Source organism: Pseudomonas sp. Irchel 3E20 (genome assembly GCF_900187645.1).
Classification (GTDB): domain Bacteria; phylum Pseudomonadota; class Gammaproteobacteria; order Pseudomonadales; family Pseudomonadaceae; genus Aquipseudomonas.
This window is the reverse complement of record NZ_FYEE01000003.1, coordinates 60552-76811: the sequence shown is the minus strand read 5'-3', so window position 1 is coordinate 76811 and position 16260 is coordinate 60552. Positions and strand designations below refer to the sequence as shown.

The 16260-nt window shown below is 58.6% G+C and carries 14 protein-coding genes and 2 tRNA genes; 14 read left to right on the top strand and 2 right to left on the bottom strand.

The window, feature by feature from the left end:
• The first annotated feature begins 1 nt into the window (after position 1).
• From ispE to ychF, 6 genes are all read left to right on the top strand, one after another.
• Positions 2–853 carry a 4-(cytidine 5'-diphospho)-2-C-methyl-D-erythritol kinase gene (gene ispE / locus CKW13_RS06625; RefSeq protein ID WP_095107792.1) on the top strand — a complete coding sequence of 284 codons (852 nt, stop codon included), beginning with the start codon at positions 2–4 and terminating at the stop codon, positions 851–853.
• Between the two features lie 36 nt (positions 854–889).
• A tRNA-Gln gene (locus CKW13_RS06620) sits at positions 890–964 on the top strand.
• 47 nt (positions 965–1011) lie between these two features.
• Entirely contained in the window at positions 1012–1953 is a 942-nt protein-coding gene (locus tag CKW13_RS06615) for a ribose-phosphate pyrophosphokinase (protein WP_003208392.1), read from the top strand.
• Between the two features lie 142 nt (positions 1954–2095).
• On the top strand, positions 2096–2695 hold the full coding sequence (locus CKW13_RS06610; RefSeq protein WP_095107791.1) for a 50S ribosomal protein L25/general stress protein Ctc: 600 nt from the start codon (positions 2096–2098) through the stop codon (positions 2693–2695).
• 169 nt (positions 2696–2864) lie between these two features.
• Positions 2865–3449 (top strand): aminoacyl-tRNA hydrolase, encoded by a 585-nt coding sequence (pth, locus tag CKW13_RS06605; RefSeq protein ID WP_095107790.1) that lies wholly within the window; start codon positions 2865–2867, stop codon positions 3447–3449.
• Positions 3450–3471: 22 nt separating this feature from the next.
• Positions 3472–4572: a redox-regulated ATPase YchF gene (gene ychF, locus CKW13_RS06600; protein ID WP_095107789.1), complete on the top strand. Its 1101-nt coding sequence runs from the start codon at positions 3472–3474 to the stop codon at positions 4570–4572.
• A gap of 75 nt (positions 4573–4647) precedes the next feature.
• Here ychF and CKW13_RS06595 read toward each other — a convergent pair whose 3' ends face one another.
• Both CKW13_RS06595 and CKW13_RS06590 read right to left on the bottom strand, forming a co-directional pair.
• Positions 4648–6702, bottom strand: a complete 2055-nt coding sequence (locus CKW13_RS06595) for a TonB-dependent receptor domain-containing protein (RefSeq protein ID WP_095107788.1) — start codon at positions 6700–6702, stop codon at positions 4648–4650.
• A 277-nt stretch (positions 6703–6979) separates the two neighbouring features.
• Entirely contained in the window at positions 6980–8206 is a 1227-nt protein-coding gene (locus CKW13_RS06590; RefSeq protein WP_095107787.1) for an MFS transporter, read from the bottom strand.
• 246 nt (positions 8207–8452) lie between these two features.
• On the opposite strand from CKW13_RS06590, the gene CKW13_RS06585 reads away from it, so the two are divergent.
• From CKW13_RS06585 to CKW13_RS24170, 8 genes are all read left to right on the top strand, one after another.
• Positions 8453–8529, top strand: a tRNA-Met gene (locus tag CKW13_RS06585).
• A 198-nt stretch (positions 8530–8727) separates the two neighbouring features.
• Positions 8728–9243 (top strand): sigma-70 family RNA polymerase sigma factor, encoded by a 516-nt coding sequence (locus tag CKW13_RS06580; protein ID WP_095107786.1) that lies wholly within the window; start codon positions 8728–8730, stop codon positions 9241–9243.
• On the top strand, positions 9240–10187 hold the full coding sequence (locus CKW13_RS06575; RefSeq protein ID WP_095107785.1) for a FecR domain-containing protein: 948 nt from the start codon (positions 9240–9242) through the stop codon (positions 10185–10187). Before CKW13_RS06580 ends, CKW13_RS06575 begins: the two co-directional genes overlap by 4 nt.
• Positions 10188–10262: 75 nt before the next feature.
• Complete coding sequence (locus tag CKW13_RS06570; RefSeq protein ID WP_095107784.1) at positions 10263–12674, top strand: TonB-dependent siderophore receptor; 2412 nt, start codon at positions 10263–10265, stop codon at positions 12672–12674.
• A gap of 281 nt (positions 12675–12955) precedes the next feature.
• Positions 12956–13435, top strand: a complete 480-nt coding sequence (locus CKW13_RS06565) for a hypothetical protein (protein WP_095107783.1) — start codon at positions 12956–12958, stop codon at positions 13433–13435.
• Positions 13436–13539: 104 nt separating this feature from the next.
• On the top strand, positions 13540–14943 hold the full coding sequence (locus CKW13_RS06560; RefSeq protein WP_095107782.1) for a PAAR domain-containing protein: 1404 nt from the start codon (positions 13540–13542) through the stop codon (positions 14941–14943).
• Positions 14940–15323, top strand: coding sequence for a hypothetical protein (locus tag CKW13_RS06555; protein ID WP_095107781.1), 384 nt, complete (start codon positions 14940–14942; stop codon positions 15321–15323). The genes CKW13_RS06560 and CKW13_RS06555 overlap by 4 nt, the downstream gene beginning before the upstream one ends.
• 344 nt (positions 15324–15667) lie before the next feature.
• Positions 15668–16260 (top strand): PAAR domain-containing protein (locus tag CKW13_RS24170; RefSeq protein ID WP_141233957.1); only part of this gene is annotated, 593 nt, incomplete at its 3' end.

Here is a 16260-nt window from a genome sequence, read left to right as displayed (position 1 = left end):
CATGACTGCTACGCGCCTGACGCTGCCCTCGCCGGCCAAGCTCAACCTGATGCTGCACATCCTGGGTCGCCGTGAAGACGGCTACCATGAGCTGCAAACCCTGTTTCAGTTCCTCGACTATGGCGATGAAATCACCTTCGCCGTGCGCGATGACGGCGTCATTGCCCTGCACACCGAGTTCGAGGGCGTGCCCCACGACAGTAACCTGATCGTGAAAGCGGCAAAAAAACTCCAGGAACAATCCGGCTGCACCCAGGGAATCGATATCTGGATCGAAAAAATCCTGCCCATGGGTGGCGGAATAGGCGGCGGCAGCTCCAACGCCGCGACGACGCTGTTGGGCCTAAATCACCTCTGGCGACTGGGTTGGGATGAGGATCGCCTCGCCGCACTGGGCCTGACTTTGGGCGCGGACGTCCCGGTTTTCGTGCGTGGCCACGCGGCTTTCGCCGAGGGCGTGGGAGAAAAACTCACCCCCGTAGACCCCGAAGAACCCTGGTATGTCGTGCTTGTGCCGCAAGTATCTGTAAGTACAGCAGAAATTTTTTCAGATCCGCTGTTGACACGTAACTCTCCTCCCATTAAAGTGCGCCCCGTTCCCAAGGGAAACAGTCGAAATGACTGCTTACCGGTGGTAGCAAGGCGTTATCCAGATGTACGTAACGCATTGAATTTGCTAGGTAAATTTACCGAAGCAAAACTCACCGGAACTGGAAGTTGTGTGTTTGGGGGCTTCCCAAACAAAGCTGAAGCTGATAAAGTCTCGGCCCTTCTTACAGAGACCCTTACAGGGTTTGTCGCGAAAGGAAGCAACGTTTCGATGTTGCATCGCAAGCTGCAAAGTCTGCTCTAAAGGAACCGAGTACTGGGTACTCGTTGCAACAGATACAGGGGCGTCGCCAAGCGGTAAGGCAGCAGGTTTTGATCCTGCCATGCGTTGGTTCGAATCCAGCCGCCCCTGCCATTTTCCTATACTCATCCAGGTATACCCTCAGCCTTCAGGTACTGCGCGTGTCCAAGATGATGGTCTTTACGGGGAACGCTAACCCCGATCTGGCTCGGCGTGTCGTACGTCAGCTGCATATCCCACTCGGTGACATTTCTGTCGGTAAGTTTTCCGACGGCGAGATCACCGCTGAGATTAATGAAAATGTCCGCGGTAAAGACGTTTTCATCATTCAGCCGACGTGTGCTCCGACCAACGATAACCTGATGGAACTCGTCGTGATGGCTGATGCCTTCCGCCGCTCCTCAGCGACTCGAATCACTGCTGTAATTCCTTACTTTGGTTATGCCCGCCAGGATCGCCGTCCGCGTTCCGCACGTGTAGCTATCAGCGCGAAAGTCGTGGCTGACATGCTTACCGTAGTCGGCATCGATCGTGTTCTCACGGTCGATCTGCATGCTGACCAGATCCAGGGTTTCTTCGACATTCCGGTAGATAACATCTACGGCTCCCCCGTTCTGGTGGATGACATCGAAGACCAGCGCTTTGAAAACCTGATGATCGTGTCCCCGGACATTGGTGGTGTCGTGCGTGCACGGGCCGTTGCCAAATCCCTGGGCGTGGATCTCGGGATCATCGACAAACGCCGTGAGAAAGCTAATCACTCCGAAGTGATGCATATCATCGGTGATGTCGAAGGGCGTACCTGCATTCTGGTCGATGACATGGTCGATACCGCCGGCACCCTGTGCCACGCGGCCAAAGCCTTGAAAGAGCATGGCGCAGCCAAAGTCTTTGCCTACTGCACACACCCTGTGCTGTCGGGTCGGGCAATCGAGAACATCGAAAATTCTATGCTGGACGAGCTAGTGGTGACCAACACCATCCCGCTGTCCGCAGCAGCACAAGCCTGCTCGCGTATCCGCCAACTGGATATCGCGCCGGTAGTTGCCGAGGCGGTTCGCCGCATCAGCAATGAAGAATCGATCAGCGCGATGTTCCGCTAAGGGCCCTGCCCTCACGCGATCATCTCGATGACGAAAAGCGCCCCGCCCCGGCATTCCTGTCGGGGCGGGGCTTTTTTGCCCATATCGCCTTTAGCGCTGGTCGCAAACGCTGGGGCGAATGTGGTTATTTTGGAGATACAACATGAACGATTTTACTCTGAATGCTGAAGTGCGTTCCGACCTGGGGAAAGGTGCGAGCCGCCGCCTGCGTCGTCTCGCAAGCCTGGTTCCAGCTGTAGTTTACGGTGGCGAGAAAGCCCCTGAATCCATCAGCATGCTGGCCAAAGAAGTTGCCAAACTGCTCGAAAACGAAGCGGCCTACAGCCACATCATCGAGCTGAACGTTGGCGGCACCAAGCAAAACGTCATCATCAAGGCTCTGCAGCGCCACCCGGCCAAAGGCCACGTGCTGCACGCAGACTTCGTGCGCGTTGTTGCAGGTCAGAAACTGACCGCGATCGTTCCAGTTCACTTCGTTGGTGAAGCGGCTCCGATCAAGAAAGGCGGCGAAGTCTCCCACGTAGTGGCCGAGATCGAAGTTTCCTGCCTGCCAAAAGACCTGCCTGAATTCATCGAAGTCGACCTGGCTGACGCCGAAATCGGCTCGATCATTCACCTGTCCGACCTCAAAGCCCCTAAAGGCGTTGAGTTTGTTGCTCTGGCTCACGGTAACGACCTGGCTGTTGCCAACGTTCACGCTCCACGTGTTGCTCCAGAAGCTGAAGAAGGCGCTGCAGAGTAATCCACTCTGTACGCCGGAGTGACCAGGTAACATCGCGGACTGGAACGTAGCGAGAAAGCGGGCGAGAACGCGGAGTTTACATAATGGTAAATGAGCACTTGTCGTCCACTTTCGCCGCGGGTTCAACACCCGGCGATGTTATCCACCACTCCAAGGAAGGGCCCCTATCGTGACTGCCATCAAACTGATCGTTGGCCTGGGAAATCCAGGCACCGAATACGAACAGACCCGGCATAACGCAGGGGCCCTTTTTGTTGAGCGCGTCGCCCACGCCCAAGGTGCCAACCTGGTGGCCGACCGCAAGTATTTCGGCCTGACCGGACGCTTCTCGCATCAGGGTCAGGATGTTCGCCTGTTGATCCCCACCACTTACATGAACCGCAGCGGCCAAGCCGTGGCGGCGCTTGCCGGTTTCTTCCGCATCACGCCTGAAGAAATCCTGGTGGCTCACGACGAGCTCGACCTGCCTCCCGGCGTTGCCAAGCTCAAGCAAGGCGGCGGGCATGGCGGGCACAACGGTTTGCGCGACATCATCGCGCAACTGGGCAATCAGAATACCTTTCACCGCTTGCGGCTTGGCATTGGCCACCCAGGCGTGGCCAGTATGGTTTCAAACTTCGTCCTGGGTCGTGCGCCACGCGCCGAACAGGAAAAACTCGATGCCAGCATCGACTTTGCCCTCGGCGTGCTGCCGGATATCCTCGCCGGGGAATGGAACCGCGCGATGAAAAATCTGCACACCCAGAAGGCCTGACTCTAACTTCTAGGGGAACACCATGGGATTCAACTGCGGCATCGTCGGCCTGCCTAACGTCGGCAAGTCCACCCTGTTCAACGCCCTGACCAAATCCGGTATCGCTGCCGAGAACTTCCCCTTCTGCACTATCGAGCCGAACACCGGCATCGTGCCGATGCCAGACCCGCGCCTGGATGCCCTGGCGGCCATCGTGATCCCCGAGCGCGTGCTGCCGACCACCATGGAGTTCGTCGATATCGCCGGCCTGGTGGCGGGCGCGTCGAAAGGCGAAGGCCTGGGCAACAAGTTTCTCGCCAACATCCGCGAGACCGATGCCATCGCCCACGTAGTCCGCTGCTTTGAAGACGAGAACGTGATCCACGTCTCCAACAGCGTTGACCCGAAACGCGACATCGAAATTATCGACCTGGAACTGATCTTCGCCGACCTCGACAGCTGCGAGAAGCAACTGCAGAAAGTGGCCCGCAATGCCAAGGGTGGCGATAAAGACGCCGTCGCGCAAAAGGCCTTGCTGGAGCAACTGATTGCCCACTTCACTCTGGGCAAACCGGCACGCAGCCTGATTAAAGGCATGGGCGCCGACGAGAAGCAGATCGTCCGCGGCTTCCACCTGCTGACCACCAAACCGGTCATGTACATCGCCAACGTGGCCGAAGACGGTTTCGAGAACAACCCGTTGCTCGACGTGGTCAAGGCCATTGCCGAGGAAGAAGGCGCCATTGTGGTACCGGTGTGCAACAAGATCGAAGCGGAAATCGCCGAGCTTGAAGACGGTGAAGAAAAAGACATGTTCCTCGAAGCCCTGGGCCTCGAAGAGCCTGGCCTGAACCGCGTGATCCGCGCCGGCTACGAAATGCTCAACCTGCAGACCTACTTCACTGCCGGCGTCAAAGAAGTTCGCGCCTGGACCGTGCGCGTCGGTGCCACCGCACCACAAGCCGCTGCCGTGATCCACACCGACTTCGAGAAAGGCTTCATCCGCGCCGAAGTGATCGCGTATGACGACTTCATCCAGTTCAAGGGTGAAGCCGGCGCGAAAGAAGCCGGGAAATGGCGCCTGGAAGGTAAGGACTACATCGTCAAGGACGGCGACGTGATGCACTTCCGTTTCAACGTGTAAGCGCCCCCGCTTTACGCGAGACACCAAAAAGCCCGGCATGCCGGGCTTTTTTGCACCTGGGCCTCGCCCCAGCCTTTAGAAGTAGGTCGTCGCCCCCGCAAAGAACGCTCGGCCAGGCACATAGAACGTCGTCGAGCCGTCGCGCAAGTCTTCGTCCAACAGGTTTTGCACGCCGCCATTCAGGGTCAGCCATTTGGTCACGGCCAAGTTCGCGGTGAGGTCGTAGGTGGTGTAGGACTTGACGAAGTCATTACCCACGCCCCGCTGCTTGCCCACATGCTGGGCCGAAAATTCCGTATTGAGACGGTCGTTGACTTGCCAGTTGATGGCGCTGAAGGCCGACAGCTTGGGCGCGCTTATCAGGTCTTCGCCGGTGGACAGGTTTTTGCTCTCCAGCATGTAGGTGGCATTGGTGCGCCAGTCCAGCGAATCGCTCAACGGCACGCGAACCGAGCCTTCCCAGCCACGGGTGCGCGCCTCTTCAACGTTTTCCAGCATGGTCCACCAGCGGCCCTCATAGAAGCCCAGTGGCGCGTACTCGATCTTGTCCTCGAAGTCGGTGTGGAAGTAGGTCAGGCCCGCCTCCCAGCCGTCGCGGTCGAAGGACACGCCAATTTCCTTGTTCACGCTGGTTTCCGGCGTCAGGTTCGGGTTGCCGGCCATCCAGCAACTGCCGGTGGTGTAGCCCAAAGGCTTGAGCGAGCCGCAACCGCGCCCGCCCGACTCGGTGGCCGCCCCGGCGCTGCCTTCTTTCAGGCTAGGCGCGCGAAAGCCCTTGGACACACCGCCACGCACGGTCCAATCCGGGTGCGGATGGTAAACCAGGTACGCCCGCGGGCTATTGTGGTTGCCGTACTCTTCGCTGTGGTCGAAGCGGTTGCCCAGGGTCAGGGCCAGGTTGTCGAGCAGGAACAACTCATCTTCGATAAACGCCGCCGAATAATCGCTCTTGAGCGTGGAGCCGGCCACGGCAGCGCCTTGGTAGTCCACGGGCACGGTGCCGAGGGTGTCAGTGTTGGTCAGTTCTTCGCGCTTCCACTGCCCGCCTACGGTCAGGCGCTGATTGAGGACGAACTCGAACGGGATATTGAGGTTGCCTTCAACGATTTTCTCTTCGGCGCTGGCCTTACCCCAGTCGATGTCGTTCTTGAACTTGTTGAGGTACATGTCCACTTTCGACGTACCAAAACTCCAATCCCCGGTGTGGGAAAGGGTGTAGCTGTCGCGGATCAGGCGCCCGGCGCCAAACTGGCCAGCGACCGTTTCATTCCATTCCCCGAACGTTTTCTTACTCCCCCAGGAACGCTCCACCCCGTGCACCGCTTCAAACGACAGGCTCTGCTCGTCGTTGAGGCGCCAATCGAGCAACGCGTTGAGGCTGTGATCCTTCGAGCCGCCGGCGCCGTCGTCGTACATGAACTCGCCAGTCTTGTCGCGGCGCGCCTCCACTTCGTCGGCAGCGCGACGCGTGAGGTTGGCGCCCAGGCGCAGGCCCAGAGAGTCAGTCAATGGCCCGGACAGGTTGAGGCTGGTCTGGGTGGTCTGGCCACGGTCAGAGTCTTCGGGAATCGTAGTGTTGACGTTGGTCGAACCGCTCCAGGTCCGCGACACTTTGCGGGTGATGATGTTAATCACCCCGCCCATGGCGTCCGAGCCATAAAGCGACGACATCGGCCCGCGCACAATTTCGATGCGTTCGATCATGTTCGGCGAAATCCAGTTCAGGTCCTGGCGCGCCAGGTCGCGACGGTAGCTCAAATCGCCGGAGCCGCCGAGGCGTTTGCCATCCACCAGGATCAAGGTGTACTTGTCGTCAAGGCCCCGCAGTTTGATTTTCGATTGCTCCCCCACCGGCCCGAAACCGCCAGTCACCCCTGGAATGCGCCGCAGTAGCGTGTTGAGGTCATACACCGGTTGACGCTCGATTTCTTCGCGGGTGATGACACTGACACTGGCCGGGGCATCACGCAGGTCGGTCGCCCCGCCCGAAGCCGTCACAAACGAGGTGTCCAGCTCGGTCACTTTCGGGGTCTCGACCTCGCCAATTTCCTCTGCATGCAGCGCCGGCGCGGCAAGCAACACACCGGCGGTGAGGAAAAGAGAATTGAAAAGGCAGGGAGGTTTCTTCATTACAAACTGTCCTTGTTGCGCCGTGATGCACCGTTGCAGTGCATCGAAGGGCCGCAAGTGTAATGCAAATCAAAATCATTTAGAAAAATAATTGAGCAAAACCTTACAAAAACCTGACACATCTCCTATCGCGAGCAGGTGGCGTTCAGTCAGTTTTATTGTGATAACTCTCAGGTTTTCGCCGCTTTTACCGGCAGATCGGTCGAAAAACCGCCCACAAAAAAGCCGCGACACTGCGCGGCTTTCTCGTTACTTGGCTCGCCGTGAGGCTAACCAATCATAGGGTTTGCGCTTTTTTGGTGCGCGGCAGGAAGATCGCCAAAATCCCCAACAGCGGCAGGAACGAGCAGAGAAAATACACGTACTCGATACCGTGAATGTCCGCCAAATGCCCCAGCAACGCCGCGCCGATGCCGCCAAAGCCGAACATCAGGCCGAAAAACACCCCGGCAATCATCCCCACATTGCCCGGCACCAGCTCTTGGGCGTAGACCACGATGGCCGAGAAGGCCGAAGCCAGGACAAAACCAATAATCACACTCAGGACGCTGGTCCAGAACAGGTCCACATGGGGCAGCAACAGGGTGAACGGCGCCGCACCGAGAATCGAGAACCAGATCACCGCCTTACGGCCGATCTTGTCGCCAATAGGCCCGCCAAAGAAGGTTCCCGCCGCCACCGCGCCGAGAAACAGGAACAGGTGCAACTGGGAACTGGCCACCGACAGGTCGAATTTCTCGATCAAATAGAAAGTGAAGTAACTGGTGAAACTGGCCATGTAGAAGTATTTGGAAAACACCAGCAACCCCAATACCACCAGCGCCCACCACACCCGCCCCTTCGACAACCCATGGGTCGCGGCCTGGCCCTGCTTGAGCTTGAACAGGTTCAAGTGGCTCGCGTACCAGTGGCTGATGCGGTAAAGCACGAACAGCGCGAACACCGCGAACAAGGCAAATAGCGCCACATTGCCCTGGCCAAACGGAATGACGATCGCCGCCGCCAGCAACGGCCCAAACGCCGAGCCTGCGTTACCGCCGACCTGGAAAGTCGACTGCGCCAGCCCATACCGCCCGCCGGACGCCAGCCGGGCCACCCGCGACGCCTCCGGGTGGAAAGTGGAAGATCCAATCCCGATCAACCCCGATGCCAGCAGGATCATCGCAAAACTGCCCACCTGGGACAGCATCAAAATACCAATCAGGGTACTGACCATCCCCAGCGGCAAGAGGTAAGGCTTGGGATGGCGGTCGGTGTAATAACCGACCCACGGCTGCAACAACGAGGCGGTGAGCTGGAACGTCAGGGTAATCAACCCGACCTGGGTGAAGGTCAGGCCGTGGCTGTCCTTGAGCATCGGGTAGATCGACGGCAGCACGGACTGAATCAAGTCGTTAATCAAATGGGCCAGGGCCACGGCACCAATGATGCGCATCACCAAGGGACTGCTTTGCGGCGCAGCAGGCGCCGCGCTCGCGCTGGTTTGGGAGTTACTGATAGCCATGAGCGGTTCCGACAACAGAGGAGTGAATACTTGCGATGCGACAATGTGCCACTTTTATGTGCACACACGCCATCCCCTTAGCCTGCTAACGACTTTCACCAAGCAAAATGCCCGATCCCCGAATACGACAAATCCCCGGGTTCGCCCAAAAACCCGGGGATTTTGATAAATGGTTGATAGCGTAGATAAATTTTTAATAAAAGCGCTTGACGCTTTTACGTTACGGGCGAATAATGCGCGCCACTTGGCTACATAGCTCAGTTGGTTAGAGCATAGCATTCATAATGCTGGGGTCCGGGGTTCAAGTCCCTGTGTAGCCACCAAGTACCGATCCATAGATGTCTACAGCAGTCTATGAATCACCTCAAGAAGCCCGCCTAGTGCGGGCTTTCTTGTTTCTGCTTTGCCCCTTTTCTCTAACTTCCCCCGCCCTCCAGCAAATCCCCCAAAGTACCTGCCCATTGCGGCTCCCCGTTTGAACCCTCTAGAATAAGATCAATTCCCACTTACGAATTCATCTCATGAAACCCGCTTCGCCCACCGAAGTGCCGACGCTCGACGCCCTGTATCGCGGCTACCACGGTTGGTTGTTGAAGTGGTTGCGCCGCCGTGTGCATTGCTCCCATCAAGCGGCGGATGTGGCGCAGGACACCTTCACCCGCCTGCTCGCCGCCGGTCCTTATGTCGCGCCCGGTGAGCCGCGGGCTTACCTGGCCACTGTGGCACGGCGGTTGATGATGGACAGCGGCCGTCGGCGGCGTCTGGAAGAGGCCTATCGCGAAGAGCTTGAGCGTTGCGCCGCGTACCTTGAGCAGGCACCGTCGCCGGAGCAGATACTGCACGCCGCGCAGGTGCTGGAGGCGATTGACCGGGCGTTGTCGCAGATGAAGCCGCGCATCCGCCAGAGCTTCACCCTGCGCCACCTCGAAGGCCTGGATCAGGTGCAGATTGCCGAACGCCTCGGGGTGTCGGTGCGCACGGTGCAGCATGACCTGGTGGAAGCCTTGCTGGCGTGCGATGCGTGCATCCAGCCATGAACCAGCCTTTGTCGCCCGATGTACTGCGCCAAGCCGCCGAGTGGTTGGTGCACCTGGATCATCACGCCGATGCCGCCACCGAGCAGGCCTTTAACGCCTGGCTGGCCAGCGACCCGCGCCACCCCCAAGGCATCGCCCGCCTCCAGGGCCACCTTGCGCCGCTCACCCAGGCCCCGGCGCGGGCCGCGTTGCGCCGCACCCGGCAGCCGCGCACCAACGTCATCAAGCCGCTGGCCCTGGCCCTGCTGCTGGGCCTCGCCGCCGTGCCCGCCTACCAGTACGGCGAACGCGGCTATCTGGTGGCAGACCTGAGCACCGACCGCGGCCAATGGCGCCAGGAGTTACTGGCCGATGGCAGCGCCCTGCAACTGGAAGGCGATAGCGCCGTGGACCTGCGCCTGGACGCCGACCAACGCCGCGTGAGGTTGCTGCATGGGGAAATCCTGGTGAACGTGGCCAAGGACGCCCAGCGCCCGTTCTATGTCGACACGCCCCAAGGCAGCATCCGCGCCCTGGGCACGCGCTTTATCGTGGAACTGAGCAACGGCGCCACCCAGGTCAAGATGCTCGAATCCTCCACCCTCATCGACAGCGCCGGGCAAACCCTGACCCTGGGCCCCGGCCAGAGTGTGCGTTTCGATGCCCGTGGGCCGGGCACGGTGGCGAACATCGACCCCGTCGCGCTGCAACAGGCCTGGAACCACCATCAATTGCTGGCCAACGACCAGCCCTTGGCCGAGGTGCTCGAACGCCTGGCCCGCCATCGCCCGGGGCTGTTGTCGTTCAACCCCCAGGCACTACAAGGCTTGCGGGTGACGGTGCTGTTACCTGCCGACGACAGCGACCGCGCATTGCGCCTGCTGGCGCGCACCTTGCCCATTGAAGTACGCACCTACACGCCGTGGCTCACCCGGGTATCGCTGAAAAAACCCAAAGAAGAATAATTTTCAATAGCGATTGCGTGTTTGCGTTTTTGCCGCGTCCTCCCCTTGGCCAACATCCAAAGGAGCACCGACCTCATGTCCTCAACCCCTACCCGTGGCGGCCTGCTGCTGGCCAGCCGCCTGTTGCTGGGCTGCCTGCCGCTAGCGTTGCCGGCCCTTGCCTACGCGCAACAGCAAGTCCAGACCTTCGACATCGCCCCCGGCCCCCTCGGCGAAGTGCTGAGCCGCTTCACCCAGGCAGCCGGCGCGCCGATTGCCTTTGAGTCGCGGCAAGTGGCCGGGCTCACCAGCCCTGGCGTGCGCGGCAACTACAGCGTGGTTGAGGGCTTCGCCCAAGTGCTGGGCGACACCGGCCTGGTGGCCCGCGCCGGCGCCGATGGCTATGCCCTGGAAAGCCTGCCGCCCGCGGCCGGCACCCTGGCGCTGAGCGCCACCCAGGTCACCGCCAACCAGTTGGGCACCATCACCGAAGGCAGCGACTCCTACACGCCGGGCACCATCGCCACCGCCACGCGCCTGGTACTCACGCCCCGGCAAACGCCGCAGTCCATCACCGTAGTCACGCGCCAGAACATGGACGACTTCGCCCTCACCTCCATCGACGACGTGATGCGCCACACCCCCGGCATCACCGTCTCCACCTTCGACAGCGAGCGCAACAACTACTACGCCCGCGGCTTCTCGGTGGAAAACTTCCAGTACGACGGCATCCCCACCCTGCGCAACTCGGCCTACTCCTCCGGCCAGACCCTCAGTGACATGGCCATCTACGACCGGGTAGAAATCCTCAAGGGCGCCACCGGCCTGCTGACCGGCGCCGGCGCACCGGGAGCGACCATCAACCTGATCCGCAAAAAGCCCACCCGCGAGTTCCAGGCCAGCGTCGAGCTGGGCGCCGGCAGTTGGGACAACTACCGCTCTCAGGTCGATGTCAGCGGCCCGTTGACCGAAACCGGCAACCTGCGCGGCCGCGCCGTGGCGGCGTACCAGGACAAGCACTCGTTCATGGACCGCTACGAGCGCCAGACCCAGGTCTACTTCGCCACGCTGGAAGCCGACCTCAGTGAAGACACCCTGCTGACCATCGGCGCCGACTACCAGAACAGCGACCCCACCAGCGCGGGCTGGTCCGGCAGCCGCAACCTGTTCGACCGCAAGGGCGAACGCCTGGACGTGCGCCGCTCGTACAACAACGGCGCGAAATGGAGCAAATGGGAGCAGTACACCCAAAGCGTCTTCGCCACCCTTGAACGCAGCTTCGCCAATGGTTGGGTGGTCAAGGGCCAATACACCCACCAGCTCAACGGCTATGACGCGCCCCTGGGCTCCGTGGAACTGGGCCCGGACCCAGCTACCGGCCTGTCGGCGATCTACGCCAACAAGTTCACCGGCGACACCCGCTCCGACTCCGGCGATATCTACGCCAGCGGCCCCTTCAGCCTGCTGGGCCGCGAGCATGAACTGGTGGTCGGCGCCTCCGCGTCCAATTCCCACTGGAACGGCAAGGACTACGGCAAACCCACCTACGTCAACGGCAATAAGGTGGTGGACTTCTGGCACTTCGACGGCAACTTCCCCGAGCCGAACTGGGGCAAGCCTACGCGCATCATCGATGAAACCACCCGCCAGACCGCCGGCTACACCACCGCCCGCTTCAACCTGACGGATGACTTGAACCTGTTCCTGGGCATGCGCGTGGCCAACTACTGGTTGACCGGCAGCAACGACTCCACCGAAACCGGCAAACTGGTGCCCTACACCGCACTCACCTACGACCTGAACGACAACTTCACCGCCTACGCCAGTTACACCAGCATCTTTATGCCGCAGGTCTACAACCGCGACCGCAACCAGAAACTGCTGGAACCGGACGAAGGCAAAAACTACGAAGTGGGGATTAAGGGCGAGTTCCTCGAGGGGCGCCTGAACACCAGCCTGGCCTACTTTGAAATCCACGAAACCAACCGAGCCGAGCCGGACGCCGAATACAACGCGGCGCCCACCGACCCCTCGTTCGACTACGCCACCCAAGGTATGAAAGCCACCACCAAGGGCTTTGAAGCGGAGATGTCCGGCGAACTGGCGCCAGGCTGGCAGGCCCAGGCCGGCTACACCCACAAACTGATCCGCGACGAACATGGCGCGCAACTGTCCACCTGGGAGCCTCAGGACCAGGTCAGCTTCTACACCTCGTACCGCTTCAAAGGCCCACTGGATCGCCTGACCCTCGGCGGCGGCGCGCGCTGGCAGGGCGGCAATTGGCAAGAGGTGTACAACCGCCCCAAAGGCCGCAACGAAGAGTTCTCCCAGGACGCCTACTGGCTGGTGGACGTGATGGCCAAATACCAGATCAGCGACCACCTCTCCACCGCGCTGAACGTCAACAACCTGTTCGACAAGTACTACTACACCAACATCGGCTTCTATAACACGGCGTACTACGGCGACCCGCGCAACGTGATGGTCACCACCCGCTGGGACTTCTGACCCAGCCCGGCCCGCTCCCACAAGGCATTGCAGCCAAACCTGCAAGTGGGAGCGAGCCCTGCTCGCGATCAGGCCGTTACACCCCACCCATCCTCGGCGAGCAATACCGCGAAACTACCGACTCGCCTTGCTCTTATTGGCGACATAATCTTAGGAAACAGCCTATTTACTTCCTACAAACTCAGGACTCAAGGTGCGGCCTGCAACATCAATCATCAGATAGCCTTCTCACTGAGTTAGCGATAACCCCAACTCAGTGAACTTGAGTCCGGATAATAAAAATGTATACCAACGAAACTTCCCCTGAATTGCTCAGCAACCTGGACAATTCGCCCTTCACACAACAGCAACTTGCCGACCTCAACGAGCAAGCCCTGGCTATGATTAATCAACAACAGGCCTATAAAGAATCTCACCCGCCTAGTGCGATTTACCGGGTGGCAACCGAGGGTAGCCAAACCCGTAGGGGTGGCGTAGTCCAACAGGCAACGTCGCCAATGGCCTTTACCTTGGATAACGGCCAGAAAGTAAAGGCCGCGCAAAAAGGCGACCGCGTTGTGTATCCCGATGGCAGTACGGCGCAAATCGTAACGGCGGCAGGGGAACAATACAGCCACGTCGCACTGGTCGGCAGTTACCTAAGTAATGGCGATGAGATCATTAATACCCTTCAAAACCGCTGCCTAATCATTGGCCGGGTCGGCGTATCAAAGGCCGAGGATTTTCTGCCTGCCCTTGAATCGCTAAAGCATGAGGCATGAAGCACTTTCATTAATATTCAGCGCCACACAACTTGAGTTAACTCGAGGCTGTCGATTATTAGCGCCTGAAACATATGGGCCTTGACCGAACGAATTGGGAAAAAATGAAAGAAGGTTATTTCATTGGCTTAGGCGACCACACGACTTGCGGCGGCCAAGTTCTCACCGGGGATGACAGAGTCACACTGTTTGGTCTACTCCATGCTCGCGAAGGCGATCTCGTTTCTTGTGGAAGGCACGGGGGGATTTATCAGATAGTCGGCGGCATTTCCTACATTAATAGCCATGGCAAACTTATGGCTGGCACCCTCGACAGCTACAGTAGTTGCCCCTGCCAAGCCAAACTGATTCCGTCGATATATACGGCCACGTACGAGAGCTTCGCCCCGCAGGCGAACAGAAGTTCTGCTCAACCAGCCCCCGCACCTGTAGCTGAACGCCCGGTCGTGTCGCCCCAATCCGGTTTCACCCCGGCAAATCAATCGGCTACAACGCTATTCCACCGTCTAGGGGGCCAGGAACCTGGCTTCTTTGTGGTGCCCAAAAGCATGACCCGCCAAGCACTGGAGGCGTCGCTATTCCCCGTGCCCGATCCGGCGGTGATGAACAAATTTCAACTGCTCAACCCGCATCCAGGGGACGTAAAAGCAGGCTCAATGATTGTGCTCAGCGACCCGAGCAACTTTCAATGCAGCCGCGAAGAAGCGCAGTTGATGGCAGCGGCTGAACAGGTGAGCAAGACACTTGAATACGTCACACCTGTAGAGGCGGCGTTCATGCACCAGCATCGGGACGAGTTGCAGACTTTCCTGGCGCACGGTTCCACCTCGATCGGCATCGGTGAAGCGATCTTTGCCAAAAACCTGGACGGTGTGAAGGGTCTTTTAAATGAAATCGAAGCCTTGCACCAGCGCAGTTTTCAGCAGCATGGCCATCTACGCTCCGCTGAATTCTTTGCCGAGCGTAAGCGCTTATTTGTACAACTCGACACCCATCTCACGAGGCTGACCAAAAAAGGCATTGGTTTTGCCGACCACCCCAGCCTAAAGGCCGCACTGGGCATTTCCAGCCGCAGCCTTGTGCATCACTGGACCGAAGCGGGAGCCTCTGGACAGATTCCAGGTTACGCCACTCATATAGAGAAAGTTGTCAAGGCAGCCAAATACGTGAAGTACGGCGGCTGGATGGGCACGGCAATAGGTTGGGGAGCGTCCTATATGAAGGTTCAGGACGTTTGTACTGCTGGCGATAACGAGGCCTGCAAGCGTATCAAGTTTGCGGAGACTGGAAACTTCACCGGTGCATTAGCTGGGGGAGTATTAGCAGGAAAATTCTTATCAGGATCTGCCGCCGGAGCTATTTGTATTGGCCTGGGCGTTCCAACAGCAGGCTTAGGAACTTTAGCGTGTGGCATCGTTGTTGTCGGCGTAGGCGCCACCGCTAGCGGCTATCTAGCAGGGTCTGCTGGTGAGCTGCTGGGGGATTTAATTTATGAGGCTATAGAATGACAAACGCAGAAATGGTGGTCGGCGCTTTGTGCGGCGTAGTAATACTTCTGATGTTCATATGTATCGTCGCCACTCTGCACATGGGCTACACCAAAATGGACGAGATCCTTGAGAGCCTTAAAAACAGCCCATGCATCACGGTACGTGCGCCACTGCGCTACGGCGGAGTGTGGGGGAAGCTATTTTTGGCCGGGGGCATAGCCAACATCGTCACTTTCCCTGGTTTTTACATGAGAAGAGGTGAGTTAAATGCGGATGACTTAAAACGCCTCTGCCCACAACTAAAACGCAAGATGGCTGTTATGCAGTGGGGGACGATATGGCTATTTGTGGCTATGGGAGTATTGGTGACTCTTGGAAAAACGGGGTGGCTAAAATAAATACGTACTCTCCACTTATCCGAATATTAAAAGCCGTCAAAACTCGAGAAAACCATACTGCAACTTTCGGCCATGAGTAAGCCCAGGTTATGATTAATCAACACCAGGCCTATAAAAAACTTCACCCGTGTAGTGCAACTTACCGGGTGGCAGCCGAGGGTAGCCAAACCCGCAGGGGTAGCGTAGCCCAACAGGCAAAGTCACCGCGGGCCTTTACCTTGGATAACGGTCAGTAGGTAAATGCCGCGCAGAAAGGCGACCGTGCTCACAACTTCAGTCAACTCGGGGCTATCAATTATTGGCGCCTGAAACATATGGGCCTTGACCGAACGAATTGGGAAAAAATGAAAGAAGGTTATTTCATTGGCTTAGGCGACCACACGACTTGCGGCGGCCAAGTTCTCACCGGGGATGACAGAGTCACACTGTTTGGTCTACTCCATGCTCGCGAAGGCGATCTGGTTTCTTGTGGAAGGCACGGGGGGATTTATCAGATAGTCGGCGGCATTTCCTACATTAATAGCCATGGCAAACTTATGGCTGGCACCCTCGACAGCTACAGTAGTTGCCCCTGCCAAGCCAAACTGATTCCGTCGATATATACGGCCACCTACGAGAGCTTCGCCCCGCAGGCGAACAGAAGTTCTGCTCAACCAGCCCCCGCACCTGTAGCTGAACGCCCGGTCGTGTCGCCCCAATCCGGTTTCACCCCGGCAAATCAATCGGCTACAACGGTATTCCACCGTCTAGGGGGCCAGGAACCTGGCTTCTTTGTGGTGCCCAAAAGCATGACCCGCCAAGCACTGGAGGCGTCGCTATTCCCCGTGCCCGATCCGGCGGTGATGAACAAATTTCAACTGCTCAACCCGCATCCAGGGGACGTAAAAGCAGGCTCAATGATTGTGCTCAGCGACCCGAGCAACTTTCAATGCAGCCG

Coding starts and splice junctions, on each gene's coding strand:
- CKW13_RS06575 (WP_095107785.1), top strand. CDS start 9,240: ATGAACCAGCCTTTGTCGCCCGATGTACTGCGCCAAGCCGCCGAGTGG.
- CKW13_RS06590 (WP_095107787.1), bottom strand. CDS start 8,206: ATGGCTATCAGTAACTCCCAAACCAGCGCGAGCGCGGCGCCTGCTGCG.
- CKW13_RS06555 (WP_095107781.1), top strand. CDS start 14,940: ATGACAAACGCAGAAATGGTGGTCGGCGCTTTGTGCGGCGTAGTAATA.
- CKW13_RS06610 (WP_095107791.1), top strand. CDS start 2,096: ATGAACGATTTTACTCTGAATGCTGAAGTGCGTTCCGACCTGGGGAAA.
- ychF (WP_095107789.1), top strand. CDS start 3,472: ATGGGATTCAACTGCGGCATCGTCGGCCTGCCTAACGTCGGCAAGTCC.
- CKW13_RS06580 (WP_095107786.1), top strand. CDS start 8,728: ATGAAACCCGCTTCGCCCACCGAAGTGCCGACGCTCGACGCCCTGTAT.
- ispE (WP_095107792.1), top strand. CDS start 2: ATGACTGCTACGCGCCTGACGCTGCCCTCGCCGGCCAAGCTCAACCTG.
- CKW13_RS06560 (WP_095107782.1), top strand. CDS start 13,540: ATGAAAGAAGGTTATTTCATTGGCTTAGGCGACCACACGACTTGCGGC.
- CKW13_RS06595 (WP_095107788.1), bottom strand. CDS start 6,702: ATGAAGAAACCTCCCTGCCTTTTCAATTCTCTTTTCCTCACCGCCGGT.
- CKW13_RS06565 (WP_095107783.1), top strand. CDS start 12,956: ATGTATACCAACGAAACTTCCCCTGAATTGCTCAGCAACCTGGACAAT.
- CKW13_RS06570 (WP_095107784.1), top strand. CDS start 10,263: ATGTCCTCAACCCCTACCCGTGGCGGCCTGCTGCTGGCCAGCCGCCTG.